At 43.6% G+C, this 26,326-nt stretch carries 26 protein-coding genes, 1 pseudogene and 1 riboswitch; of the genes and pseudogenes, 8 read left to right on the top strand and 19 right to left on the bottom strand.

Going from position 1 to position 26,326, the window contains the following annotated elements; all coding sequences use genetic code 11:
- Positions 1-60: 60 nt before the first annotated feature.
- Complete coding sequence (locus tag ACDJ58_RS13720) at positions 61-912, top strand: aldo/keto reductase (protein ID WP_413378762.1); 852 nt, start codon at positions 61-63, stop codon at positions 910-912.
- Between the two features lie 69 nt (positions 913-981).
- Here ACDJ58_RS13720 and ACDJ58_RS13715 read toward each other — a convergent pair whose 3' ends face one another.
- Together ACDJ58_RS13715 and ACDJ58_RS13710 are read right to left on the bottom strand one after the other, a co-directional pair.
- Positions 982-1,437, bottom strand: coding sequence for a hypothetical protein (locus ACDJ58_RS13715; RefSeq protein WP_413378760.1), 456 nt, complete (start codon positions 1,435-1,437; stop codon positions 982-984).
- A 267-nt stretch (positions 1,438-1,704) separates the two neighbouring features.
- Positions 1,705-2,619, bottom strand: a complete 915-nt coding sequence (locus ACDJ58_RS13710; protein ID WP_413378758.1) for an arginase family protein — start codon at positions 2,617-2,619, stop codon at positions 1,705-1,707.
- Between the two features lie 105 nt (positions 2,620-2,724).
- Here ACDJ58_RS13710 and ACDJ58_RS13705 point away from each other — a divergent pair, with 105 nt between their 5' ends.
- The gene (locus ACDJ58_RS13705; RefSeq protein WP_413378756.1) at positions 2,725-3,087 is read left to right on the top strand and encodes a winged helix-turn-helix transcriptional regulator; all 363 of its coding nucleotides are present in this window, start codon (positions 2,725-2,727) and stop codon (positions 3,085-3,087) included.
- A complete protein-coding gene (locus tag ACDJ58_RS13700; RefSeq protein WP_090897836.1) occupies positions 3,080-3,463 on the top strand; it encodes a winged helix-turn-helix transcriptional regulator in 384 nt (127 codons plus the stop codon). Before ACDJ58_RS13705 ends, ACDJ58_RS13700 begins: the two co-directional genes overlap by 8 nt.
- Before the next feature lie 80 nt (positions 3,464-3,543).
- Here the strand turns inward: ACDJ58_RS13700 and ACDJ58_RS13695 are convergent, their stop codons facing one another.
- From ACDJ58_RS13695 to ACDJ58_RS13675, 5 genes are all read right to left on the bottom strand, one after another.
- Positions 3,544-4,974, bottom strand: a complete 1,431-nt coding sequence (locus tag ACDJ58_RS13695) for a hypothetical protein (protein WP_413378754.1) — start codon at positions 4,972-4,974, stop codon at positions 3,544-3,546.
- Between the two features lie 342 nt (positions 4,975-5,316).
- Positions 5,317-6,156, bottom strand: coding sequence for a formylglycine-generating enzyme family protein (locus ACDJ58_RS13690; protein WP_413378752.1), 840 nt, complete (start codon positions 6,154-6,156; stop codon positions 5,317-5,319).
- Positions 6,157-6,360: 204 nt separating this feature from the next.
- Positions 6,361-6,996, bottom strand: coding sequence for a glycoside hydrolase family 11 protein (locus tag ACDJ58_RS13685; protein ID WP_413378750.1), 636 nt, complete (start codon positions 6,994-6,996; stop codon positions 6,361-6,363).
- 317 nt (positions 6,997-7,313) lie between these two features.
- Complete coding sequence (locus ACDJ58_RS13680; protein WP_413378748.1) at positions 7,314-8,786, bottom strand: DUF4179 domain-containing protein; 1,473 nt, start codon at positions 8,784-8,786, stop codon at positions 7,314-7,316.
- The gene (locus ACDJ58_RS13675; RefSeq protein ID WP_413378747.1) at positions 8,773-9,300 is read right to left on the bottom strand and encodes a sigma-70 family RNA polymerase sigma factor; all 528 of its coding nucleotides are present in this window, start codon (positions 9,298-9,300) and stop codon (positions 8,773-8,775) included. The genes ACDJ58_RS13680 and ACDJ58_RS13675 overlap by 14 nt, the downstream gene beginning before the upstream one ends.
- A gap of 165 nt (positions 9,301-9,465) precedes the next feature.
- Here ACDJ58_RS13675 and ACDJ58_RS13670 point away from each other — a divergent pair, with 165 nt between their 5' ends.
- Positions 9,466-10,128, top strand: coding sequence for an MBL fold metallo-hydrolase (locus ACDJ58_RS13670; RefSeq protein ID WP_413378745.1), 663 nt, complete (start codon positions 9,466-9,468; stop codon positions 10,126-10,128).
- 151 nt (positions 10,129-10,279) lie between these two features.
- On the opposite strand, the gene ACDJ58_RS13665 is transcribed toward ACDJ58_RS13670, so the two are convergent.
- The 3 genes from ACDJ58_RS13665 to ACDJ58_RS13655 are packed head-to-tail and all read right to left on the bottom strand — an operon-like array spanning position 10,280 to position 11,861.
- Complete coding sequence (locus tag ACDJ58_RS13665) at positions 10,280-10,765, bottom strand: nitroreductase family protein (protein WP_413378743.1); 486 nt, start codon at positions 10,763-10,765, stop codon at positions 10,280-10,282.
- 17 nt (positions 10,766-10,782) lie between these two features.
- Positions 10,783-11,367, bottom strand: coding sequence for a nitroreductase (locus ACDJ58_RS13660; RefSeq protein WP_413378741.1), 585 nt, complete (start codon positions 11,365-11,367; stop codon positions 10,783-10,785).
- 11 nt (positions 11,368-11,378) lie between these two features.
- On the bottom strand, positions 11,379-11,861 hold the full coding sequence (locus ACDJ58_RS13655) for a MarR family transcriptional regulator (RefSeq protein WP_413378739.1): 483 nt from the start codon (positions 11,859-11,861) through the stop codon (positions 11,379-11,381).
- A gap of 283 nt (positions 11,862-12,144) precedes the next feature.
- Here ACDJ58_RS13655 and ACDJ58_RS13650 point away from each other — a divergent pair, with 283 nt between their 5' ends.
- The 4 genes from ACDJ58_RS13650 to ACDJ58_RS13635 all read left to right on the top strand — a co-directional run bounded on the left by ACDJ58_RS13650 (position 12,145) and on the right by ACDJ58_RS13635 (position 15,784).
- Positions 12,145-12,957, top strand: a complete 813-nt coding sequence (locus tag ACDJ58_RS13650) for a stalk domain-containing protein (RefSeq protein ID WP_413378737.1) — start codon at positions 12,145-12,147, stop codon at positions 12,955-12,957.
- 81 nt (positions 12,958-13,038) lie between these two features.
- Positions 13,039-13,120: riboswitch (ZMP/ZTP riboswitch) on the top strand.
- A 51-nt stretch (positions 13,121-13,171) separates the two neighbouring features.
- Positions 13,172-14,023, top strand: a complete 852-nt coding sequence (locus ACDJ58_RS13645) for a bifunctional 5,10-methylenetetrahydrofolate dehydrogenase/5,10-methenyltetrahydrofolate cyclohydrolase (RefSeq protein ID WP_413378735.1) — start codon at positions 13,172-13,174, stop codon at positions 14,021-14,023.
- Positions 14,024-14,190: 167 nt separating this feature from the next.
- Complete coding sequence (locus ACDJ58_RS13640) at positions 14,191-14,955, top strand: DUF817 domain-containing protein (RefSeq protein WP_413378733.1); 765 nt, start codon at positions 14,191-14,193, stop codon at positions 14,953-14,955.
- A 16-nt stretch (positions 14,956-14,971) separates the two neighbouring features.
- Entirely contained in the window at positions 14,972-15,784 is an 813-nt protein-coding gene (locus ACDJ58_RS13635) for an undecaprenyl-diphosphate phosphatase (RefSeq protein ID WP_413378731.1), read from the top strand.
- 118 nt (positions 15,785-15,902) lie between these two features.
- Here ACDJ58_RS13635 and ACDJ58_RS13630 read toward each other — a convergent pair whose 3' ends face one another.
- From ACDJ58_RS13630 to ACDJ58_RS13590, 9 genes and pseudogenes are all read right to left on the bottom strand, one after another.
- Complete coding sequence (locus tag ACDJ58_RS13630; RefSeq protein ID WP_413378729.1) at positions 15,903-16,604, bottom strand: hypothetical protein; 702 nt, start codon at positions 16,602-16,604, stop codon at positions 15,903-15,905.
- 34 nt (positions 16,605-16,638) lie between these two features.
- Positions 16,639-17,280 (bottom strand): hypothetical protein, encoded by a 642-nt coding sequence (locus ACDJ58_RS13625; RefSeq protein ID WP_413378727.1) that lies wholly within the window; start codon positions 17,278-17,280, stop codon positions 16,639-16,641.
- A gap of 251 nt (positions 17,281-17,531) precedes the next feature.
- Positions 17,532-18,005: pseudogene (tnpA, locus tag ACDJ58_RS13620) on the bottom strand (IS200/IS605 family transposase).
- 203 nt (positions 18,006-18,208) lie between these two features.
- A complete protein-coding gene (gene bshB2 / locus ACDJ58_RS13615; RefSeq protein WP_053781932.1) occupies positions 18,209-18,883 on the bottom strand; it encodes a bacillithiol biosynthesis deacetylase BshB2 in 675 nt (224 codons plus the stop codon).
- 23 nt (positions 18,884-18,906) lie between these two features.
- Positions 18,907-19,251 carry a YojF family protein gene (locus ACDJ58_RS13610; RefSeq protein ID WP_024631702.1) on the bottom strand — a complete coding sequence of 115 codons (345 nt, stop codon included), beginning with the start codon at positions 19,249-19,251 and terminating at the stop codon, positions 18,907-18,909.
- A 101-nt stretch (positions 19,252-19,352) separates the two neighbouring features.
- A complete protein-coding gene (locus ACDJ58_RS13605; protein WP_413378724.1) occupies positions 19,353-20,270 on the bottom strand; it encodes a deoxyribonuclease IV in 918 nt (305 codons plus the stop codon).
- A gap of 217 nt (positions 20,271-20,487) precedes the next feature.
- Positions 20,488-22,959 carry a family 43 glycosylhydrolase gene (locus ACDJ58_RS13600; protein WP_413378722.1) on the bottom strand — a complete coding sequence of 824 codons (2,472 nt, stop codon included), beginning with the start codon at positions 22,957-22,959 and terminating at the stop codon, positions 20,488-20,490.
- 261 nt (positions 22,960-23,220) lie between these two features.
- Entirely contained in the window at positions 23,221-24,549 is a 1,329-nt protein-coding gene (locus ACDJ58_RS13595) for a family 43 glycosylhydrolase (protein WP_413378720.1), read from the bottom strand.
- A 51-nt stretch (positions 24,550-24,600) separates the two neighbouring features.
- Positions 24,601-26,292 carry a carbohydrate-binding protein gene (locus ACDJ58_RS13590; protein ID WP_413378718.1) on the bottom strand — a complete coding sequence of 564 codons (1,692 nt, stop codon included), beginning with the start codon at positions 26,290-26,292 and terminating at the stop codon, positions 24,601-24,603.
- Positions 26,293-26,326 lie beyond the last annotated feature (34 nt).

Here is a 26,326-nt window from a genome sequence, read left to right as displayed (position 1 = left end):
TGATATAACGCTAGAATTATGATTTGGTACATAATTAACCTATAATAAGGAGGGCTTAACATGGAAAAAGTAATACTTAACAATGGTGTGGAGATGCCCATTATGGGTTTTGGTGTTTATCAAATTGCAGATCAAAATGAATGCGAACAAAGCGTTTACGATGCCATTATGGCAGGATATAGCCTGATTGATACAGCTGCCTCATATCTGAATGAAGAAGCCGTTGGTCGAGCCATTAAACGAAGTGGTGTCGCAAGAGAAGAGTTATTTATTACTACGAAGCTTTGGGTTCAGGATACTGGATATGAAAACACTAAAAATGCATTCGAAAAATCTCTGGAACGATTGCAATTGGATGTGTTGGATCTGTATTTGATTCACCAGCCATTTGGAGATGTGTACGGCTCTTGGCGCGCAATGGAGGAATTGTATCGTGAAGGAAAGGTCCGTGCCATTGGGGTTAGTAACTTCCAGATGGATCGTCTGATCGATTTAATCATTCATAATGAGGTAGTTCCTGCGGTAAACCAGGTTGAAACACACCCTTTCAATCAACAAATCGAGAGTGCTGCATTTATGAAAGAGAATAATGTTCAGATTCAATCCTGGGCCCCTTTTGCTGAAGGAAGAAATGATCTGTTCCAGAATGAAGTATTGGTGTCCATTGCGGAAAAGGTGAATAAATCCGTTGCTCAGGTCGTTTTACGCTGGTTGACACAAAGAGAAGTCGTTGTAATCCCGAAATCTGTTCGTAAAGAAAGAATTGTTGAGAACTTCAATATCTTTGACTTTGAATTAAGCCAAAATGATATGGAATCGATTACTGCATTAGATACGAAGCAGAGTCTGTTCTTTTCTCATAACGACCCAGAAATGGTGAAATGGCTTGGTACACGTAAACTTGATATCTGACCCTTTCTATCGATAAAAAAGTCGCCATTTCTGGCGACTTTCTTTGTTCATGCCCTATTGAACTGTTTACTACAATCCAATAAACATATTTCTGCTGAACGGTCCCCAATTTCCACCAGTGAATCCGGATCTCCCCTCCAAATTCACAAAGCATGGAAGCAAAATATAAAGAACACCCATAGTCGCATTAACATTGAAGGTTATAACAAATCTCGTTTTGGAATTATTAATAGGAGCTATCATCCCCCGATCAGCACGAATCGTGTTTTCTTTCGTGATGGCTTCTCCCATTCCTACACTGGCTATATCTGATGGACTAGACATATTACTTCTTATCCAATAATTCGATATGTTTGTTGCTGATGCTAAATCCGCTGGCTGATCGTACGTCACTACAATTTGATTGGATGCGACTTGCCTAACCTCCACAACAACAGGATGAGGAATCATGGGCTCCCTCTCTCTCACGCCCACGTTCTCGATCCAATAAGGATGTGTTGTATTAGAATGATGATTAATTGACATTAGATCAATTCCCTCCATGACTGACTTCAATAGTCATTTGTCCTGAGATAATGTATGTAGGTAAATGACCAAGGGTGTCTTACAAAGCATCCCAGATCACCAGATCACCAGCCATAACTTCAAATCATCAGCACCCAAATGTTATTTAAGTTTTTATCTCACGTACAGTCATAAAAAAATACACTTCACACAATGATAAAGTGTCTGAGTGTATTTTTTATGGTCAGCCTATTATTATAAATCCGTTGGTGAGTATATTGAATGATATTATTTATTTAAAATAGGTATTTCCCCCAGCAGGTTTTTCAGGTTAATTGAATCCCATGGCATATGCTCAGTTATACCCAATCCCACGACATCTGTTTCTTCGGACAGTTCTTTGAGCAGATGAAGGAGCTGAGGGATTTGCAAGCTTCCTGCAGGAGAGAAAGTATAAGGTCCTTCAGGATTCGCGAATAATAACGAGCGAAAAGCCTTAGGATCAAGCACATCTAGATCCAGATGAATAGCCAGGTGCTTAATACCGCTTTCTTTGATCCACTCTTTGATGGATTCTGTACTTTTCGTTAATTCTTCGGCTCCGGCAGTTTTAATGCCAAGTCTTAGAATCATTTCTGTATCTGATTCTGCAGTCGTTATACCTAATCGTTCAAACGCTTCTGAGATTAATTCGCCTTCCTGTTCTGTAGGTGTTGCCAACCCCGCGATAAAGACATTTTCAGGTTTTAGAGGGATTTTTACATGTTTTGCAAACTCTTCATCCCCTTCTCCCAAAAGATTGCCCAGAGGTAGCGTATGTCCGTTATCATAACCCACGTAACCAACCAAATCACTGTGCGCGTCGATCCAGATCAAGCCTAATTCTCCATTATATCGTTCATTTAAATAGGCAAACGGAGCTTGTTCGACCAAGCAGTCCCCACCAAACATGACGATGCGGTCAGGCTTGTGAGCATGAATAATATGCTGGGCTGCTTCCAGTTGTTCAATGAGCTGTTTTCTCCCATTTACACCATTCTCGTTTTCCAGTGGGGTTCCATCATATGCTTGTACAGGAACTTGAATCAGTGGTTGATCATTATCAGGAGCCAGCCAGGCAAGCAGTTCCGCCCCAAAAGAGTAGTTAGGGTTATTTCCCCCTTGCCATTGTGGCATTAACAGACGTATTGTTTTTTGATTCATGTTTTTCTCTCCTTTACTTCAAAGTAAGGTTAGTATAAACTGAACGCAAATCAAAAAGTAGTACGCACTATTATGACAGGTACTACCCGAAAGGATAGCATAAATATGAGCATGGCTGAATATCAAGGTAAGGTTAAACATATTCAAGATACGCCTTTTGGCTATACACTGTCTGTCATTGGCGGCAAATGGAAAATGGTCATCATTTATCTTTTGGCAGAAAACCAACCTGTACGCTTTAATGAACTGAAAAGACAAATTGGAGCGATTACGTTTAAAACACTGAGTTCACAACTAAAAGAATTGGAAGCGGATGGTATGGTCGAACGGAAAGAGTATCCACAAGTCCCGCCTAAAGTCGAGTACAGACTGACCGATAAAGCCGAAACGTTATTGCCCGTTCTGGAAGGTTTATGTGAGTGGGGAGTACAAAATCAAGGTGAAAGAGATGTGTTGGAGGATGATTAACTTTAGAAATAAAACCTATCGCTGTACCTCGGAAATTGTCATGAGCTTACTTAGCGGTAAATGGAAAATTTCTATACTCAATCACTTAACTAAAGGTCCCATTCGGTTTAATGAGCTTCAGCGACTTCTTCCTGACGCAACCCAACGCATGATTACGATGCAGCTCAGAATGCTTGAAAGTGACGGTCTGATTATTCGCAAGGTCTATCCGGTTGCACCAGCAAAAGTAGAATATTATTTGTCCGATCTGGGCGAGGAACTGGCCCCCATGCTACAGATGTTGTGCAAGTTTGGAACGACTTATATCGAGAAATTCCCCGACGAAGTATCTTGCGACAATGATGATTCTCGCCGCGACATCGTTAACGTAAATTAAAGTAGTCGTACTTTGACGGCAGCAGCTCTGTACGAATACGCTGCCGCCGTCATATCATCTGTCACAAATGGTTTAAGGCATTACAACACCAGAAATTGCGTTCCATACCCCTTGCCCGAAACCAAAGCTGTTTCCAGCTCCTCTTGATCTCCTTTAGCCAATAACACCACATTTTCGGGATACAGCTTGCCTAACAAAGCCCACTGTACAAGTTCATTTCCGCCTGTTGGTATGACATGGACTCCATTATCCGTATTTGTCACCAATCCGGAATGTGACAAAATGTCTGCTACCCGATGGATGCTGGTCGATGTTCGCTTCACAGTAGCATCCTTGGAATGGTTGTTCTTTTCAGGCCGATATGAAAATCGATGTCCCCTAAAAAGCTGACCAAGATCTACAGTAGATGATGCATGACCTTCTCTCTCCACACTGAAACGCACTGTTGTTCGATCTGACTCTGTATTCGGAAGCAGCCGTGCGATGAATGGAAGATCACTGTGGTCTTCTGAAATGTGAAGGTAATCCTTGCTGCCAGGTATACCCGTTCCTGCTTCGTCGCGTGGTGCAGCATAATAATCGTCATATTCATATTCGAAAGAGATGGCAACTATATCTTTTGTATCTTCAATCTCAAGGGTTTGTACCGGATGCCACTTCAGAAGATAACGTGCAGCCGTACCAGCCGACTCTCCCAAGCCAGCTGGCAATACGGTTCCCAAAGAATATTGAAAGCCGTAACCAGCAGAAGTCAAACCCGAGCTAAGCACACTCTGTGCATACTGGACAATCGCCTTGTGAGTTAATTCCTTCCCGAGTAATTGAGTTAAAAAGACCTTACGGGCAGGCTCCAGAAAACGTAATCCTTTGGATTGCGTGTATTCCTTGACTTCAAACGGTACTTGTTCCCAATTGGCAAAGGGAAGTAATGCATCCCGCAGCAATACAAATTGGTGCAAGTATTCATTATATAACTGCATAACTCTTGGTCCCCCAGCGGGTCCCCAAACCTGAGCAATAGCTTCCGGTATCAGGGTATGACCGTAGCAATGACTTCTAAATTCCAGCTCTCCAAGAGTTTCCGGTCCATATTGCGCCAGTGCCTTCTTATCAGAATTAATCTCTCGTGCCCAAAGAACCAATTGTTCACCAATGCGTGCCGCCTGTGCTGTAAGTTCAACACCCGCTTTATCCTTCAAAGCCAACGGTCCAAGCGGTAGTGATGAAAGATCACCGGAGATCGCCAAATTGGCCTGAAGGCTGTCCAATAACACCGAAGGATTACCATCTATCGGATCGCCCAGCTGAACCAGTATCGCCTCAAGCAGTTTATCCAGCTCTATGACGACCTCTTTTGCTCTATATATTCCGTCGGGCAATTTCCAATCCAAAGCCGCATTCTCGCCTGGTCTAATCGAGTCTTGTGGATATGTGCCAATGAGAGTCTCTACATCTATTGCGTTTCCCCATACGATACGTTTATCTTTCAAGTGAAGTTGATACTCTGGCATTTTTTCCACCCCTTCAGTACGATTTTTATATTGAACGACAATTCAACATGCCGTTCGAATGTTAGATTATCAGGTTCTCTAATCGTTGAATAGTACGCACTTTTTTGTATGATCCGATCATTTTTGTGTCGTAGGATACTTTTTGATCCTGCAAAATAAAGGTTCAAATTGTACGACAATGCATCAAGTTTCCGATCCTGTGCATTAGAATGAAATACAAGCATTTCAAAAAGAGATGCCCTGGCTAATCTACATTAGCGTGGGCATCTCTTTTTGTTCAACGACCTACTTTACAGCTTATGAGGCCGTCTTAAACTATTTGGGTACTTTACAACGTTTCGACTATTCTCCGCGAACAACACGAAAACCCTGATCCGGACCAAAACCATTTGCATCGAATTTGCCTCGAAAAGCGATCTCGTTATTGTTAACACCGCCGATCCAGCCCCCGCCCTTCACAACCCGAAATGAAGCAATTTGGCTCTCAGCATCGCTGTACCAGTCCCAGCACCACTCTCGTACATTGCCAGACATATCGTAAATTCCAAGCTCGTTGGGCTTCTGGGTACCAATCGATTTGGTTTTATTTTTGTTGCTCTCTATGGCTGGCCAGTTCCAATCTCCAGTTAAGATTTTGTCCCCGGCGTTCTTCCAATACCATGCGACTTCGTCGGCGTTGTTGCTGCCGCTGTATGTGTAATTCTTGCTCTCCTGACCTCCACTTGCGGCATATTCCCATTCCGCTTCTGTAGGCAGTCGGTAACCGTTAGCTCCCTCATTAATCGTTACTGTCCATTTTATATTATCGTTATCATTCTTATTATTCAGGTCTTGGGTATCCTTATCTATGTTGTAATGAGGCTTCAAGCCCTCTTGTATACTTCTTTGATTGCAATACTCTACCGCGTCATACCAACTCACCATTTCTACCGGTAATTGATCTCCTTTGAATCCAGAGGGTTTATTTCCCATGACATCTTCCCACTCTTTTTGAGTTACCTCATATTTCCCGATATAAAAGTTCGACAGGGTCGCATTTCTTCCAGCAAAATTGGACTTGTTGTTCTTAAACGTTCCACCTTGCACGAATACAAGGTTATCCTTCGGTTCGGGTTTATCCTGCGAACAAGCACTAATCACTAGCATTGTTGCTATTAAAAAGAACATTAATAGCTTTCTCATTGAACAATCTCCTTTAAGCTAATGGGAAAATAATTGGCTATGATGCCTGCCATTCTCATCCGGCAACGTCGAAGGCCATTTGTCTGACTGAAACGGCCTTCAACATATCCGGACTGATGGTAGAACTGAGGAAAAGGCATTGAGCCTGTCCCTAATGTATAAGAATCTGATTTACTTTCATTTAATGAGTCACCATGGGTTTGCTTACCACACCGTTACGTTGGAACTTCCGCTGCTTTGATATCCTTCTGTCGCTAACACCTGGTAAGACCAACTGCTACCCAGATTCATTCCTTTGCTTGCCCATGCGTTCACATGGTTACTGAACGTAATAGCGGAGTTAACCCCGGTCGCTCTCTTCGACTGTCTTACGCTCCAGTACTGGGCAAAGGTTTGTGTGCCGTCAATGGAAGGTGCGTTGTATCGCATTGTTGTATAGATGTCATAGGTTCCTCCGTCACTGGTGACGGTACCTTTAAGCGTTCCTGTTGGTCGATACGTGCCCCAGCTATCTACGACGTAATATTCAATGAGTGCATTTCTTGTCCACCCGTAAAGTGTCAAATATCCATTACCGGATGGAGACCAAACGCCAGCATTATAGTTAATTGTCCGGTTTGGAGATCCGACATTCCAGCCTTTACCGACAACAAAATTACCGCTATTTTGCCATGTCACACTGTAATTGCCGCCTGATCCATTCACGGCATTGACCGTGCCGCCGCCATCGGTCCAATTTTGCCAATAATCTGTCGCTGCACTTGAGGTTGCTGCAATCACGCCAAAACTCATGGAAGCCGCAAGAAGCACCGTCAACATTTTTTTGCTAAATTTAAACATACTCTACCTCCCAATATGATTATATTTGCCCGATCTAGTGCTTTCGTCTGATTCTCGGTTGAAGTTCTCAATTACCAATTGATGCAATATTTTTTTTACTTTTACCTCCTTTATGACTAAATTATAGGATGATTGCGGTTACATATAAACCTGACAAACTAAAGATTAATCTCTAATATGTTTAGATTTATGTCTCCTCTCCTTCTAAAAATCGACCTGTACCTACAAGAAAACAATATGCAAAAAGCCGCCCAGAAGGGCGGCATGGAAAGTAATAATGAGGGTATTAGTGGTCGATAGACCACACATTTAAAAAATCACTTTAGCAATACAGACCAGTCAGGGTCTTTGTACCTTTTATCTACAACTCGTCTTACCAGGATAAGTTCCTCCGGGATGTGGTCTAACCCCGTAATCCGGAATTCATAAGGCTGCTGCGTATCGCGATTTCCCATACTAATAAATCCCTCTCTCCAATTATCAGTAAGCGTATTTTTTAAGGTTGAGACCCCCCTCTTACTAACGTCATACTGCTTGCCTGCTGAATCGTATGCTTTCCATTCTTCATTGTTTATTTCATTATCCATTTCCCCGTAGAACGATACGGCCGTTTCATATGTGGCATCAGGGTTTTGTGAGTCCTCAAGCGACGTCCCAACCAACTCTATGCGATCTGTTAATATTTTAAAAGATTTGGGTTCTATCAGCTCCGATGGGCTAAAGGAAATTTTGCTGCCGTCTATTTCGGCGACCGAGTAACCATCCAAAATAAAACGATACGGTTCATGCTCTGGCAAGTACTTGAAAATATAACTCCAACGAATCTTCCCGTCTCCAATGACTGCATAATCAGTAGACATCAGACTAACCATGTCACCATTCTTTCTCGAATTCACCGAATGAATTTCCTCATTCTCTATGGTTTCAAAGTGAAAGCTCAACATCTGCTTTTCCGATAAATCACCGGGAGACCTTGCCATTGCAGCATCATTAAGTTCAGTCTCCAGTTCAAAACGGACTCCCTGCACCATTCTCGTTAACCTCTTTAAAGTGACAGTCATTCCGTGTGGCGTTGAGTAGCTACCTGACAATTCTTCTATTTTCGTTTGCTGGTTAGCCTCTCTCATATCTATATCAAAGCTAAAGTTCCAATCTCCTTTAATAGAAGGCTCGTTCCTGTTGCCAAGCGTCCCAATATTCCCTTCTATTGTAATCTTGTCTGTTTGCAATGGCTCATTGAAGAAAGCAACCATATAATAAAAATCATTTGTGTACCCCATATCGTACATGGTGTCTAATTCTTTACCGTTAGCATCTTTGATCGTAATGTTGTTCGGATCTCCAAGGTGTAACTTATCGCGATCGTGCTTACCTTTTTTATCAAAGAGTTGAAGAGCCATCGTCACTCGTGTAGGATCTGCAACAGCTTCATCAATTACCAGCGTATAACCTTTGTCCTTTACTTTGATATGAGGATTATGCACTAGTCGCAATTCTTGTGCCCGCAAAAGTCCAATATCTGGGTTATCCTTGGCAAATAAAGACCGAATCATCTCACCAAATGTTGGCACGGAATAAATCGAAACCGCTCCTAGAATGATAAAGAGGGCTATAACTGCTGCTGCCCATCTCCATCGTTTATGGGGATATCTCTTTTTTACATTCTGCTCAGAGATGGAGGAAAGTGCGTTCTCCATAGCAAGTTGTACTGTATCAGGAATGATCAGGTCTTTTCTTTTAGCATCAAATAATTGCTTGAGCTCACGGTCAACCGGATCATGAAAATTCATATTTTCCCTCTCCTTCCCCTAGAACGAGCTCGGATAATTGTCGTCTGGCCCTGAATAACCTTGACTTTACTGTTCCTTCGGAAACTTCAAGCACTCTAGATATTTCCTTGACCGATAAATCCTCGATATAAAAAAGTGTCACGATGGTTTGAAGCTGTTCCTCCAATTCGTCAATTACCTCAAACAGCTCAATTTGTTCAAAATCCCCCTTATAAGATGTCTTTCTCATATCATAAGGGACAAGGGATACTCGCTTCTTTTTCTTAATAATCCGATTACACTCATTGATTAAAATCCGAATGATCCAAGTTTTAAAATAAGTGGGCTCTTTCAGTGTATGTACATTAGAAAAAGCTTTGGCAATGGTCTCCTGTATCGCATCTGCACAATCTTCATCCGTTTTAACAATTGATCTTCCTATAACAAATAGGCTTTGTTGGACAGCACGTATTAAAAACACAAAAGCTTCCTTATCTCCTTGTCTTGCAAGTTCTGCTTTTTCTGATAAATCCACCAATGCTCCCCCTTTCCTCTCATTCCTTCTATTCATTAGATCATCCTATACTTGGTTTGGTTCACAGGAAAACACAAATCTATTTTCCAATTCTACCCCGTATCTTTTTACGAAGTTGATTCGTTTACAAAGAGATACTATTTCTTTCTACGGAGGACTAATATTATGGAAATTTCAAAGGGAGTCGAAATGCTCCATCTGGACTATCATGGGAATGTGATACACCCTATTCTTTTAAAGGATCAAGAAATGACTATTCTAATAGACACTGGTTTTCCAGGTCAATATGAGGATTTACGTGTGGCAATGGAAAAAGTTGGCGTCTCGTTAGACAAACTAAAGGCGGTGATTTTGACCCATCAGGATGTCGATCATATAGGGAATCTACCGGAGATTTTGCAGACGCGTGGTAACGCTATTAAAGTATATGCACACGAACTGGATAAGCCCTACATCCAAGGGGAACTGCCTCTTATAAAAGATGGTCACCTGGAGACTACCCCGAAGGGCACAGTGAACCATACCCTAATAGATGGTCAGGAACTGCCGTTTTGCGGCGGGATTCGCGTTATTCACACGCCTGGGCATACACCCGGTCATATCAGTCTTTATTTGAAGGAAAGTAAAACTCTCATTGCCGGGGATTCAATGTACAGTGTAGACGGTATGCTTGGGGGAATTCACGCCCCGACTACACCGGATATGAACGCAGCAAAACTCTCGTTAAGAAAGTATGCAGATCTCGACATTACATCTGTCGTTTGTTACCACGGGGGATTGAGTGATGTCAATGTGAAAGATCAGATAGCAGCACTCATCCAAGATTAGAAATTTTGCAAATTCTCCTCTGGAGAAACAAAGTTTCGTTTATAACAGCTAGGAAATGGATGCTTGCAACCACATAAAAAAAGAACGACAATCCCGATCAAGGTTTTGTCGTTCCTCATTCATTTGAATTCTCTTTCCTACATCTTACACGCTAAAGCAGTTCGAACTGAAGCTGAGGCTCAGCTATCTCAGCTTTCCCTTCCGGCTGTTCGGCGCCATATCCCAATTCTAGTACCGCAGCAATCCGCTCGTTGCCCAGTACGCCAAGAGTTTCAGTACGACTCCTGTCATACATCCAGTCATGCAACGTGCTGCGCACACCCAGGCCCTGTTCATGGGCAAGCAAACGAAAATTTTGGATCAGACAGCAGACTGCTGCAAAGTCCTCTTCCCGCTTATGATGATCCGCCTCTTCCTTCACCAAGATCAGAAGATAGGCTGGAGCGTGCTCCTGCAATCCCTGCATGAGTTTCCCATTACGGTTATCGGCAAAAATAAATCGCCACGGCTCACGAAGTCCATCATTTGGCGCCCACACGGCGTGATTGAGCAATTCAAGGATTAGCTCCTGCGATACCGGTCGATCCAAAAAATCTTTTGGACTGTGTATGCCTCCTTGCAGATCGGACAATTCCATTTTTACATCCTCCCCTTCTACGTAGTCTGACCCTGAAATACAGTCCACTTTTGCTCAGCTGGTGTTCTTTTCCGGCTTCTTGGCGCTTTGTCGTAATATCCCATATGAAGAATGCCAACAAATCTTTCATCCTCACGCAGTCCAATTCCTTTGAAAAACCCTTCATTCTGAATCATGGACTCTGTATCCCACAGCATTCCTAACCCGTGTTCCCAGCCCAGCAGTTGGAAGCTCTGCATCATCCCGCAGGCAGCCGCATAATTGCGGTCATTGGTCAGACGATCCGGTCCTACAGTCGACATAACAATGACATGGGCAGGAATATCAGTGAATCTCTTTTTAAACACATCCAGCAGTTTTCCCGGAATCAGTTTGCCGAGCTTGCTCTGCGACATCTGTTCCAGCATGCAGTCCACTAGCCGTTTGCGTGCTTCGGGAGTTCCGGCATAAACAACACGCCATGAGCCAGCTTCAACAGATGGTTGAAGCCGTGTGGCCTTGCGCAGCAATTCAACAACCAACTCCTGTTCCACCGGTGTAGAATTACATTTACGAATACTTCTGCGTTCCCTGATCAATTCTGCCAGACTCAAGTGTTTCACTCTCCTTCAGTTTATCTGGATTCCATATCCATGCTGCTGTCTTGAAGAAATTGATGTATTATTTTCAGCTCCGGTTCCGAATATTTGTCCAAAGAACGATAGAACCGTTCAGCCTCAAGTACATGTAAACGTTCATGCAGTTCAAAGATCTTTTTGCCTTGCGGTGACAACCGGAAATAGCTCTCCTTCTTGTTGTCATTCATTTTCGTACGTTTGACGAACCCTTCCTCCAGCAGTTTGTTGCCGATCTTGGTAATGCTTGCTTTGGACAAATTCATCGCGTCGGCAATACCTGTGTTGTTAATAGGCTCATGCTTGCCAATGCAATCTATCATATGAACCGCGGTCAAATGCTGAGGGATTTTGTCCATGCTTTCCCGCTGGGCGATACTTAGAAAATGTTCAATTTCCGTATCCTTGTGATTCTCATATACATGTAAAAATCGGATAAATTGCTCATACAGTAACTGTTTTGTTCGATCGTTTGAATCCATTCTTCAATCGCTCCTTATTTACTTATAAACAATAAAAAACCCTTAAATGATTAAACTAATTCAGGGATTTAATCTGAAATAGTTTACTTCTTAACAATATATCATGAGTGAGAACAGTTATCAACTATTTCCTCTGATAAAAGAAAAAGAAAGATTTAGAATTAAGCCCTTTTCTCAACTGAAGCTACCTTACTGCTTGGAGAATGGCATCTTACATAAAGAAACATTTTCTATTTTGATAACGTCTATATATTCAAATAATTAATCCTTAGAGGAGGAGCCTATGTTTAAAAAAATCACTATTTCCTTGCTGACAACGACTCTGCTCATCCTGCCGAGTTTTGCTGCTACCGGGGAAGCTGCAAACCAGTACATCACAATGGATACTGGCATGCTAAAAAATAATCGTGTTCTAATTCCGTTACGGGCAGTGTCCGAAAACTTGGGAGCGGAAGTTAACTGGAACAAAGAACTAAAAAATATCACCATTACCAAAGGTGAAACGACAATACTTTTGACCATTAACTCTAAAAAGATACTGGTTAACCAAGAGGAAGTTTCTCTGGATGTTCCTGCGGAATTAAACGATAACACCACCTATGTCCCGGCGCGGTTTATCAGTCAAACTTTAGGCGCTGACGTGCAATGGAATCAACAAACCAGTCAAGCAACCATTACTCTTGATGGTAAGCAACTACAGGTAACGATGGCAAAACCCAAAGTGCAAGTGCCCAATACAAAAAGAATAACGGCCAAACAACAGCAAATCTTCGTTGATAAATTAAATGAAGCGACAAATCTGTCGTCCATTAAGCAAATTCGGACATACTTTAGCGCCTATTTTACAGATCGTTTTATCAATCAAATTATTCGGGATAAAGGGCTGGAATATGACTTTAAATTCAAAATCATTAGCCAATCCGGCCTGACTTACCCTGACAGCAATACAGCTAGATTAAGTCAATATTCTGGTTCTAGTTCCATTTATGGTAACAAGGAAACACTCTACCGCAGTGCCACACTCGTCTATACAAATAAGGGCTGGAAAGTAGATCATGTTGAATTTTCATTGATAGAAGAGATACTTAATCCTTAAGGTCATCTCTCTTGATAAGAGAAATCCATTAACTATTGAACAATTCTGCTTTTTCAAGTACTATCAATCTAAACAATTTAAACGATCATATGTAACTGGCGAACACGGTGAACCGTGAGGGAGCATATGGTTTTGTAATAAGCCGTACGCCTGGGCAGAGGTAAGGAATATTTACTTCCTTGCCTCTTTTTTATGTTGAAAGGGCGATGTGAAAATGAGTACTGACAAACTGATCTTGAATGGACAAACGGTAGCGGACTTTATGAAGGAAGACATGGCCTCGAAGGTTGCCATTCTTAAGGAAAAAGGCATTCAGCCTAGTCTCGCTACAATTCTCGTCGGAGATGATCCTTCTTCAGCGACCTATGTGCGGATGAAAGGAAATGCTTGTGCTCGTTTAGGCGTGCATTCCATTAAGGTCGTTCTTTCTGCGGATACCACCACGGATGAATTGATTCAAGAAATTAACAAGCTAAATGATGACCCTTCCGTACACGGTATTTTGCTTCAGCACCCTGTCCCGAATCATATCGATGAAAGAGCAGCTTTTGATGCCATTAGTATCGAGAAGGACGTTGACGGTGTAACGACCCTCGGTTTTGCACTTAATGCTTTTGGAGACGCAGAATTCCCTTCCTGTACACCACAGGCTATTATGCGAATTCTGGATTTCTACAATATTCAGATCGAGGGCAAACATGCGGTTGTCATCGGAAGAAGTCCAATTCTGGGCAAGCCTGTCTCAGCCATGCTGCTAAACCGGAATGCAACGGTGACGACTTGCCACTCCAAAACCGTGAATCTGGAGGAAATTGTGAAGCTTGGCGATATCATAATTGCAGCCGTGGGAAAACCGCTCTTTGTTAAAGGAGACTGGATTAAACTAGGTGCTGTCGTTATTGATGCAGGTTATAACAAAGGCAACGTCGGAGATGTGGACTACGAAGCTTGCTTTGTTCCTTCTTCAGCAATTACACCTGTACCGGGCGGTGTTGGTCCTGTAACGATTGCGACGCTCATCGAACATACGATTAAATCTGCCTACAAGCTATCTGAAAATGCATAAATGGATTAGCCAAAAAACAAGGTCCCTCCAGTTGACGAGGGGCCTTATTTGTCTTCGAATAAGCTCGAATTGAAAATAAGAAAATATGTATATCTTTTTTTCTCTTTTTACAAACGGACCATATCTATATTATTATGAACAAGGCTTAGGAAGGAGATAAACATAACTTGAAACCTTTAGTACAGTTCCTGCATTTCGGTTATCATCAGGCGATGAGTTGCATTTTTCCTGTGGCGATCTTTGGAACGTTGGCCCTTTCTAGCGTAATTCAGATACCCTTTCTTTATCGCTATGATGCCATTCTGCTTGTATTATTAGCAGTACAATACCTTATGTACCGGAGCGGATTGGAAACACGTGATGAAATCAAAGTCATATGTATATTTCACGTGATTGGGTTGGTACTGGAGATGTATAAGGTATGGATGGGTTCCTGGTCATACCCTGAGCCTGGGTATACCAAGCTCTTTGGTGTCCCCCTTTATAGCGGATTTATGTATGCAAGTGTAGCAAGTTTTATGTGTCAAATATGGCGCAGATTGCGTATGGACATGACGGGCTGGCCTGGGTTTGCATCTTCAGTTCTGTTAGGTGGAGCTATCTATATCAACTTTTTCACACATCATTTTATTCCCGATTTTCGTTGGTGGTTGACCGCTCTTGTATTTATTGTTTTTCGAAAAACATGGATTATCTATCGGGTACGATTAACTACCTATCGAATGCCGTTAACACTCGCTTTTATCATCGTAGGTTTTTTCATCTGGACCGCTGAAAATATAGCTACATTTTTTAACGGCTGGAAATATCCTGACCAGCATGACTCCTGGCAACTGGTCAGTTTTAGCAAGATCAGTTCGTGGTTCCTTTTGGTGATTATTAGTGTCATCATTGTGGCCCAACTGAAATATGTCAAAGCCAATCGAAAATAATGAGTAGGAGGATACAATGGAAGACTTTATTTTATGGTTGAAATATGTGTTACTAGGTGTCGTACAAGGGGCTACAGAGCCTATTCCGGTTTCTTCAAGCGGACATTTGATTATCGTTCAACGATTGCTTGGCATGGAACAGAACGGATTATCCTTTGAAATTTTGACGAACACAGCCTCTCTGATTGCCATTATGTTTATCTTTCGGGAAGATATCAAAAAACTTATTGTAGGAGGCTGGCGGTTCCTAGTCTCTCGCAATGCGGAGTACAGAGCAGATTTTATGTTTTGTCTATACATAATTATTGGTACCCTCCCTGCTGCGATCGGGGCTGTGCTATTCAAGGATAAAATTGAAGAAATATTCACTTCTGTCTATACGGTTGCGATTAGTTTACTGATCACAGGAATTGCGCTGTGGCTCATTCGAAACCTTCGCGGGCGCAAAAGAGATGGAGATTTGTCTGCGAAAGACGCAGTACTGGTGGGTCTGGCTCAAGCGGTGGCTCTTATTCCGGGAATAAGCCGCTCAGGTGCAACAGTCATTGCATCTATTGCTGTCGGGATGAAACAAGAAACAGCGTTGAAATTTTCCTTTATGCTCTACATTCCGATTAGCATCGGCGGGGTAATTTTAGGTGCATCTGACATCGTAACCGATCCGCACCGCGCGCAGTTGGCTATACCTTACATTTTAGCGTTCATTACGACCCTTATCGTAACCTACTTTTCAATGAGATGGTTCATGGGAATTATGGCTAGAGGGAACTTGATTTACTTTTCATACTATTGCTTCGTAGTCGGAATTCTTTTACTTATTTTTTTGTAAACCGGAATTTCCTTGTAACGTATAAGGGAACAACCCCTAAACAATGGGTTGTTCCCTTTTTATTGTATTCCAAACTTGGCTATCCCTACCCTACTCACAGGTTCCGTACGAACACTCATTAACGTTCTCCCAGAACCATGGAACCCATGCCATTCGGATCATCAATTTGTTTATGGGTTACGAGCTCTCCTTTATCGTTGAATCCCTTCATTTCATACGGGATAGTTGCAGATGAGGGCAAGTATACAAACCAGATTATGCTTTCCGGTCCCACCTCAACCAGCTTGGCTTCGGTAACTACTGGTTTCTCATCCCCCTCGAACTCGACAGTTACACGCTGAATAGCCGGGTCTAATATATGTCCAAACAGCATAGGGAAAGGTGTCGATATATGACTCAATCCAGGTATGCTCATATAATCCATTGCAGACGTGAACTGAGATGATTCACCGATGGAATATCCGCCACCCCATGCCCACTTCCATCCTAATATTATTTTCCGAGCATACTCCATCTGAAGATTGCTGTTATTTTCCTGACCCGTTTTTTGTTTAAACAAAATTATGCCGCCGTCTACCGGTTCTTGATGAATGATTTGTAATGAATCATCATTATTTCTAAACTTCTGGATCGCTTCTTCAGCAGTTTTTCCTATAGGAATATGCATGGTTTCACTCATTCCCATTGCTTTGGACATGCGCCGATCGGCTAGTCCGCCAGGTCTGTCATTAACATAAACAAATGCGATGCACGTTATGAGCAAAAGTAAAATGACTATCGCAGTAATTCGAATGAATTGTTTGCTTCGCATTTTTGGCATTACGATGTCCACTCACTCCTTAAGATGATGATGACTATTCGTCCTGAACCGTGGATAAAGACACAAGGACCGGACCAGCGAAATCAGAGGCTTCGTCACCTTTGGGATTGTGAAGACGGAATAAAAAAGCGTCACCTTTTTCTGATTTCCAGACCATATAATCGTTTATCCCTTTTTCAGATGAAGCTTGAAGATAAAGCTCAGCAAAACCAAGCGGGTGCTCAATCAACTCGCCACTATAATCAGTCACCGCGCTGAATTTTTCCAATTCTTCTCGCCCCGCTGTCTCAAGCTTTTTCAAATCATAATCAGAGGGCAGCGGTTCAATATCCACATAGTAGTCCGGATTGCTTGTCAGCGACAAGCGGCCTTTGGCAGCATCAAAAGAAAACTTCTCGAACACGTACAATGTAAAACCCTCTCCTTGATGCAAGGTTGCCGTTTGTGATGAATTCCCCTCCCCTGTCATCAAATCAAAACTTTCTGTTTGCGGTCGTGTCGTTTCAGATGTTTCTACATTCTCTGTGGTGGGAGCTGTAACCGACTCATTTGTTGGTGCTGACGGTTCAGAGGTTGCAGGCGGCTCCGTTTCTCCAGAGCAAGCTGTAATTGCAAGAAACATAACGAATATCGGGATTTTAATAAAAACAGAACGAAGTTCTTTCAATTGTATCACTCCTTACGAGTTTAATGGTCAATATGTTATTACCCATGGAAGCGCATAGAAACCATACGCTCTCCCCTTCCCACTCCATTCACCACCTGAACAATATGGTATGTCTAAAATCATGACCACCCGTCCAACGGGTGGTTTGCTCTTGGGGTATAACCCCCTGTTGCCAAACTGCGCCTAAAGACGCTAGCCTGACAGCAAATCTGTTCAGGCTCAGTGTTATTTGCCGCTTTCACTTACCAGTTAAACTGGTTTTACTTCTTTTTGCTCCTATTACTGCTAAATGGATCTTCGTATTCTTTTACACTCAGCTTATCTACCGCTTGATCATGTGCTTCTTGCTCACGAATATACTTTCTTACCGTTGCTTCGTTTAGACCCACTGTGCTCACATAGTACCCTTCTGCCCAAAACTTTCGATTACCCTATTTATACTTCAACTGAGCATGTTTTTCGAATATCATGAGCGAACTTTTTCCCTTTAGATATCCCATGAACGTTGAGACTGCAATTTTCGGTGGAATCGCTACCAACATGTGGACATGATCGGGCATCATGTGACCTTCTATAATCTCTACACCTTTGTACTTACACAAACGTTTGAAGATTTCGATTAAATCTTTCCTTACTTGATTATAGATTTCTTTCCGTCTATACTTCGGGGTAAACACAATGTGGTATTTACACATCCACTTTGTGTGAGCTAGGCTGTAGCTCTTGTTTGCCATCAATGACCATTCCTTTCTTTTGAGCCTGAACATCTCAATTTTATTGGAATGGTCTTGGCGGTCAAACCCTCGATCCCTCCACCCGCATAGCGGGTGGTTTTTTGTTTCGCGCGTTTCACGCACTCAACTGGCTAAAGCCATAACAAAAAAAAGTCGCCATAATGGCGACTTTTTACGCAAATTAGATTCTACAGATTGTAAAATCAATCGAACTTATAGGTCCAAAATGCTTCTCTTCCAAACCGATTTCGGATTTGTTCATCATCCATTTCCCGCTTGCCGACAAGTTCCGGCGCTTGGAATTGTGAACGGTGAGCTCGAATCGACGCCATTTTCTTGGCAAGGAACCCGCTCACATCTTCAATCACATCCGCTTTCCCGATGCTCTCTTCGTGATTGTTCGAGAATGCGCAGCAGTACACAATAGGTCTTTCCTCTGCGGGCAATCGACCAATCGTTCGCGTAACTGCGGCTCCGGTTGCATCATGATCGGGATGCACACTATATCCCGGATAGAAAGTAATGACCAGTGATGGGTTAAGCTCCTTGATCAGCGCCAAGATGTGGCCATCTAGCAGCTCAGGGTCTTCAAACTCGATCATTTTATCATGAAAACCCAGCATCCTTAAGTCTTGAATACCAATCGCATTGGAGGACTCTATGAGTTCATCCTTACGGATTATTGGCAAGGTGACCCGGTTGGCAAATGGAGGGATGCCCATATTACGTCCCATCTCCCCTAGAGTCAGGCAAGCATAAGTGACTTGAGCACCGCCTTCTATGTACTTCGCCAACGTTCCCGAAGCAGTGAATGCTTCATCATCGGGATGGGGAAACACAACTAAAATGCGCTGATGTTCAATCTGTTTGTTATTCATGCTTATTTGATCCTCCGCTTTCATCAGAACAATTCCCGACTAAGTTGTAAAGCTACAACCAGCTTTCCTTGACTATCGTGACCAGCCAGAATGAGTCGTTCTTGTTCCAGCTCGTCAATGTGTGTAAGTCCTTCAGCGTATATCCAGCCGTGAGTGGTCTTTAAGCCAACTCGGTATGGGCCCGTGCCCGAGATAGATCCTTGCGTATATCGTATGACCGCATTGGAAATGAATGCCGACCCCGGATGCCTGGTGCTATCGAAGTGACTGGCGTAAGCACCTGACGTGAGTTCGAGGTGTAAATATAGGTCCTGATCGAGAAGTTGATTGATCCGGTGTTGGATGTCTTGAGGCTCTATTGGCTGCATGGCGGCCTCCTTTTTAGTAAAAAGTAACGTTCTACATCCATTTTAACATATGTCCCGTGAGAATAAACATGGAATGAGTGAGCGAATGTTTATAATACTCTCTATTTACTGTTTTCTAAAGAATCCTCTTCCTTCTGCACGGGTTCAGAGCACTCTCTTCTTAACAGGGCAATTTCATGTCGATAAGGTGCACTTTTATATTTTATTTTGCCAATCGACGGCGTCTCAAGCAGTTTCGGATGTGACACGAGTTCGGGATGATGTACGATATAATCCAAAGCCTGAAGTCCGATATGTCCGTGCCCGATGTTCTCATGGCGATCTTTCCTCGATCCCCGCACATTCTTGGAGTCATTGATATGCAGTACTTTCAATCGATCAAGGCCAAGTACCTTGTCAAACTTCTCGAGTACCCCATCAAAATTATGAACAATATCGTACCCAGCATCATGAACATGACAAGTATCCAGACATATGGAAATCCGTTCATTCCGTTGCACGCCATCGACAATCTGTGCCAGTTCTTCAAAGCTTGTTCCGCACTCTGTTCCTTTTCCCGCCATCGTCTCCAACGAAATCTGTACCTCCGGGTGATTATCGTCTTGTAATACTTCATTTAATCCCCGGATTATTTGTCGAATACCGATGTCCAATCCAGCGTTTACGTGTGCCCCGGGGTGAAGAACAAGCTGATTTGATCCAAGCGATGCCGTTCGTTCGATCTCATCCCGTAGAAATTGTACGCTAAAATCAAACACCTCTCGCTTGTAACTATTGGCCAGATTTATCAGAAATGGAGCATGCACAACTATATTGGAAATGCCCTGATGCTTCATATGCAATTGTCCTGCTTCTATATTATATTGCGAAATAGGTTTTCGTTTCGAATTCTGCGGTGCGCCGGTATACATCAGAAAAGTAGATGCACCATAAGAAGCGGCTTCTTTACTAGCCTGGAGAAGCATCTCTTTTCCTCCAAAGGATACATGCGATCCAATCAGCAAATCACTACTTTTCATTACCAACCACCCTCTCCTGTCGAATTCATCATTTAATTATCAATGAAATGGGTTGGATTGGCTAATGGGAAATGACGGTGGTGAAGGAGATCAGAGGAAGGCACCACTGGGTTTAATAGCTTATATCGTTTAAGGCAAAAAAGCCGCCAATTGGCGGCTTGATATGCATTTCAGTTCTCGTTACAACCATTTTCATTCTCAACGCTTAGCTTCCGGTTCAAGGAGTAACCGATACGTTATCGAAATGCGTATGCTTGTTTGCCGTTCTAACACCGACTTTGCCATGCGTGAACGGATTCAAGCTGTTGTCGGTATAATCGATCTTCGGAGTGACCATATCATCCACATAAACTTTGATGTTTGTACCATTAACGGCAACTTTCATATGATACCAGGTATTGGTGGAATATGACTGCGCGTTGCTCTTGAGGAGCGCCCAATTATAATTCATCTTGCCCAGACTGACTCCGCTTGTGGTCAGATAGGCGTAATATCCTTGTAAAGCATCATAATTGTTTTGGCCTCGCTCAGTGCCGTGGGATGGATTGGACACTCTGACAAGCAAGCCCCCATCTCCCCCCGAGTCAATCATCTTGATATCTGCCTCGACCGTATAATCCGCCCATCCCGAATCCCCAAATGTAGATTTGGCAGGTCCGGTGCTCGCTGCACTGTATTCTCCGTTCTCCACCGCCCAGGTTCCTTCAAACCGGGTCCATCCATTGTCATCGCCGTCGTTAAAATTATCGCTTACGCTTGTCACATCAACATTTTTCTGAAACGTCATTCTTGAGAAATCGGCCTCACCTGTTACGAACTCAACCTTTAATTCCCGTTGTCCGGCGTTTAAATAGACCTTTTTCTTCGATATGTTTTTCCAATTATCCCATCCGCCCGTATTAGGTACATTGACGATACCCGTTAAGTCGGTCGCACCATCCCACACTCGGATCTGAGCCCCGTCCAACGAGGTAGCCATGCGAAAATCAATATCGTAATATCCACTTGACTCTACGTTTACTTTGTATTTATACCATTCTCCAGTCTGATTCCAGCCTAAGTTGAACAGTCCATCGTTATTCAGGCGAATATCCCCGGCATCGGTCCGATAAGCCCCGCCCAGGTTCCCGGCCGTTGTATCGTGATAAGCGACACCTTCGCCTCCTTTCATATAATGAACTGCCTCGATTGTGCCTGGAATCGGTTTGGAGGCATTCCATGCGCTGCTTCCGTTCACATCGTTGTTAAAAGCAGTATAGCCGAAGTCCGCATGCGTATCCTCTGTCAGAACACCAATTTTGCCTGCTCCTACATTGGCGGTACGCGTTGCTTTGAACATACCATCTACGTAGTATTTAAACGTTGATCCCGATTTTTCTATCCGTATGTTATGCCATTTCGAATAATTGAAGTCGGCAGGCAGATCGAATGTTTGCCAAGCCTGATCCACTCCGTTAATTCGGAAAAATGTCTCAAGTCTTTTGTTTTTCGAACTAATCAGCGCAACACCGTAATTGTTCTCATTCGTATAGGAGAATGTAGCGCCGTATCTCGGATTGGTGGACGTCCCCCGATTCATTTCCTTCATGTTAAATTCAGCCGTATAATCGGATGCGCTGCTCGAAGCGGTCACTTGTTTATACCAAGTTGAGCTGCCCATTGAATTTTGCCACATGAGTTCCTGATTGTAGATGCCCCAATTACCACCGTTCACGTTGGACCAATTGCTCCCGATTGCAGAACGATCGAAGTAGTCATAGAAAACAGGCATTTCTGGATTGGGTTGATCCGTTGAAGTAGGACCTTGCACAATCATCTTGTCGTTGTTCCATACAATTCGGTCCATGTTCAGATGCCGTAGCGGTCCAATTATCCCATTACCTTCCAAATTATGATACATCATATAGTGAGTGTCCAGATTAGGTCCTGTTACTACGGTATTGTGTCCCAATCCCACGGTTGGGCCCTCTGTACGAATTAATACCGGGTTTGTGCTATCAGTAACATAACCGGACCTCGGACCTGTGGTGCTAACTGCTACATCCACCCGATATCCTTTGCTAAATACGTGGTTACCTGTATAGGTCATATAGTATTTTCCATTTCGTTTGAAGACGGTTGAACCCTCAGTCCAGCCTCCCATCCCCACTCCTGTTGACGCACTCACTCCGATCTCAGTCGGACTGCTCATCGGTGCTGCATCTATGCGGCCCTGTGCGGCGTGATAGAAGCTGAACGAGCCATCATCGTCAATGAATACATTACCGTCAATCGACTTTCCAAGGTTGCCAGTTACTACATTGAAGGGTCCGGTAGGACTTGTGCTGCTCAGCACGTAATGACCTTTTCCGGCAGGTGATGTATACATGTAGAACATGCCATTCCAGTAAACGACTTCAGGAGCATAAGCTCCGTGCGTAATGGGATCTGTTGCAGCTAATCCACGGTACGACCAATTCACCAGGTCTTTGGAGCTCCAGACTTTGACACCATCGTCCGTATCTCTTGTGCTTACATACAGGTAATAATATCCATTAAATTTCAATACATAGGGGTCCCCGAGTCCATATTGTCCCCATTCATCCGGTAACGTTTGCGGATTTTGATAGGCTTTGGCAGGGAGTGGCACCGACGAAACCATTAATAAAATAACCAACAGCGTGAACATGAATCGACGACTCTTCCTCACATGATTTCCTCCTAGTCTGTTTTTTGTTACCGCTTACAAATAAATCAAGGTTCTCTACGTGCGCTTCTGTCTTACATCTGGTGTTGAAATCTAGCATAAAGTAAGCAGTTACAAATAGAAATAACATTTCGTTGTCATTTATTTGGCATTTTGTTGGAAAAAAGTGCTTATCTTTTTTTAGAACTCACTCGTTCATATAAACAAGAAAAAACCTCAGGAAAACTCTCCTGAGGTTTAGACGTATATCCCGTTTCTTACGTATTAATCCAACAGCGGGATAACGGTGAGGCATAAAAGATTGATCTCTCCATGTCCACCTGAAATTTTGATCGTGTTAACATTGCCTGGCTCCAAAGGAACGGTGATATTTGTGATCCCGTTAAATTCTTGCAAACCGCCAGTGGATAACGCATTCAGCAAGGAATAGTCCTGGTCATTAATCGTCAGATGCAATTTGGCTAGTCGTTCGCCTGTCGCATAATGAAGCTCAACTGATGCTCTTCCGCCTTCGCCTCCATCTATATTTTTAAACAAGGCGAAAGCTTCTGAGGATTGAAGATTCCCGACCACGGTTTGCCCGGATTGCAATTCCCTGATTTCAGCTCCACCAAAAACCTGGCTGGCTGCGCCTGCATAAACCTTCCGTTGCTGGACAGGAACTGGGGCTGGACCGACGGAGGACACACCTTCCCTTGTCTGAACCACAGGCTTGATGGAACCATCTTCATCGAACTCCAGATAGTCGATACATACACTGCGCAGCGTACCTTCTCCAGAGATCGCTTGATTGTGATAAAAAAGATACCATTGCCCTTTGAATTCCACTACAGAGCCATGGGTCGTGGAACAGCCGGTCGGCTCCAGGAAGATGCCTCGGTACGTCCATGGACCAAGCGGATTCTCGCTTGTTGCGTATCTCATACGGTTGTTGTTTTCCAAATTATCCGCATAGGTAAGGTAATAAAGATTGTTTCTTTTGAATACCCAGGCCGCCTCGTGAAAATCCTCGAGACCTTGCATTTCTGTCATACCGTTTTCCAGAGACATCATATCTTCATTGAGCTTTCCTCCTAGACAGACATTGCCGCCACCATAATAGATATAGGCGCTGTTGTCATCGTCTACAAGTACACACGGGTCAATCAGTGCAAACCCGCCAAGTCCCTCGATATACCCTTGATCCGTAAAGCCATGCGCTGGGTAGCGACTGGTGGCAACCCCAATTTTCCAGGAATCGTTCCAGTTCGAATCACTTGGATGCGGATAATAGAAGTAATATGTCCCATTCTTGTATGCACAGTCAGGCGCCCACATGAAGCCGCCCTCCGGTCTGCCCCAGGAAACGTCGTCCGAACGGAGTATTTCCCCTTCGTCCAACCAGTGAACCATATCCTCCGAGGAGAAAACATGATATCTGTCCATGAGATCACAGCCTCGGGCTGGGTCCATGTCATGAGAAGCGTAAATATAAATTTTACCGTCATTCCATACATGGGCCGAAGGGTCTGCTGTGTATATGGATGTAATTACTGGATTCATGGATGTAGTCTTTTGGCGTGTGGTTTCAAAGTCAATATCATTAGTAGTCATTTTAAATCCTCCTGAACGTATACTTACTTGTTAAAATCATGCACTTTGTGTCTATTGATGACTCGTCGGATGGTTTGCCGTCACTGGAATCTGGTTTTTGAACATGCGATTGATATCCCCTGCAAGTCGGAGATAAAAGTCCGAAGATACGGCAACACCGTCGGCATCCAGCGTCAGAAAATATTGATTGGTTGGAATCATGGAGCTGTTCTCTGACATCTTGGCAATAGCTGTGCCTTCATCGTACTCGTCAAACATTGCGATATATCCAGTATTAATGCCGATGCTCTTCAGATTGTAGGCCTGCCTCCACATGAAGTCACCATGCAGACGCGGATTCTCGTTTCTTGGGCCTCCAGTCATGTTCGACCAAGCCGAACCCGGCCAGATAACTGGCTGATAGTCAATTCCATTCTGCTGGGTGAAGGCCAGGTCAGGTTGAAGCTGATTGGTTTTGAAGCTGTCCGCTTGCTGAATATTGCCGAAGCGGGCAACGGACCAAGGCGAGATCATATCCAACGACTTGTAGACATTCATAAAGTCAGATCGGGAGTCGTTGTTACCCGTTCTCCAATAAGTAGGCACGCCGCCAATGACATAGATCCCCTGGTTTTTGAACCAACCGATCAAATCGGCCGCCTCTGCTGCAGTACCCGGACGATCCGTGAAGCCAATACCCCAGATGCAGACAACCATTTTGCCGTTCTGCTTCGCATAAGCCGAAGATGATGGAAGGTGCATATTGTTCACGACATTAGTCGTCCAGTCATGCTTGACTGCCTGTACCCAATTGCTCGAATTCATTCCCGTAATGTCATACATGACATAGAACTTGCGATTATAGGATTCCGCGGCATTCTTAACCTTAACGGCCACGCTGTCCCGGTTGCTTTTCCAGTTGTTAGGTGTGTCACTCTCATCTGCGCCGAACCGTTGCAATGCTGCACCGTCGATATTGTAGGTTTGCATCCACTCAAAATGTTTGTTGACCGTCTCCTGATCGTATGAGGAGAACAGTTTGGCAGGAGAACCATTGCCGAGGTTCGCCAAACTTGTCTGATACAGCTTGGAATATTCGCGAAGGTCTGGATACAACTCGAAATTCACGTTGCCATTTGCTGATGGCGCACTGCTATTTTTGGACCAGTGCACCCAGCCCCCGTTCGGTGAACCGTCTCCGGCTGCGTTGAACCAGCCTTGATATCCAGCATACAGTTTGCCTACGACATCTCCTCCGCTACCTGCGGCGGATGCACTGAACTTGAACCAGAGTAGATTGAACAAATTTCCGGTTCCGCCAGTGAATTTAAGGTAGACCGTGTGTACACCAGTGGCACCACTGATCGACCCGGACTTCGTTTGCCAAGATTGCCACCCGCCCGTACCCGGAACAACAACAGTTCCCGCGAGTGTCCCGTTTAGGCTATCCAGACGGACCTCAATGGTACCGCCACTGTTATTGCTTGCAGCTCTCACGTCGATTGAATTGGCACCGCTGCCAAAATCCACATTGTTGAATACAATGTAATCGCCGTTGTCGATAAATGCGACATTTTGCCCGCCCTCGCTGGAACTTTCCAGCTGGACTCCAGATTGACTATTGTAACTGGAAGCCTGCGTTTGATTAAACGCGGAAGCTGCCGATACGATGGAAGGAGAAATAGACAAACACAACGTAAGAATCAATAATGCCGCACTTGCAAAAGCCAAAACCCTCTTGTTTTTTTGCATGAAATTTAGCATATAGTATCCCCCTATTCATTTTAGTTGCGTGTGA

Source organism: Paenibacillus taichungensis (genome assembly GCF_047302525.1).
GTDB classification, from domain to species: domain Bacteria; phylum Bacillota; class Bacilli; order Paenibacillales; family Paenibacillaceae; genus Paenibacillus; species Paenibacillus taichungensis_B.
The sequence above is the reverse complement of the archived record's forward strand: the minus strand, read 5'-3'. Positions and strand labels throughout refer to the sequence as shown.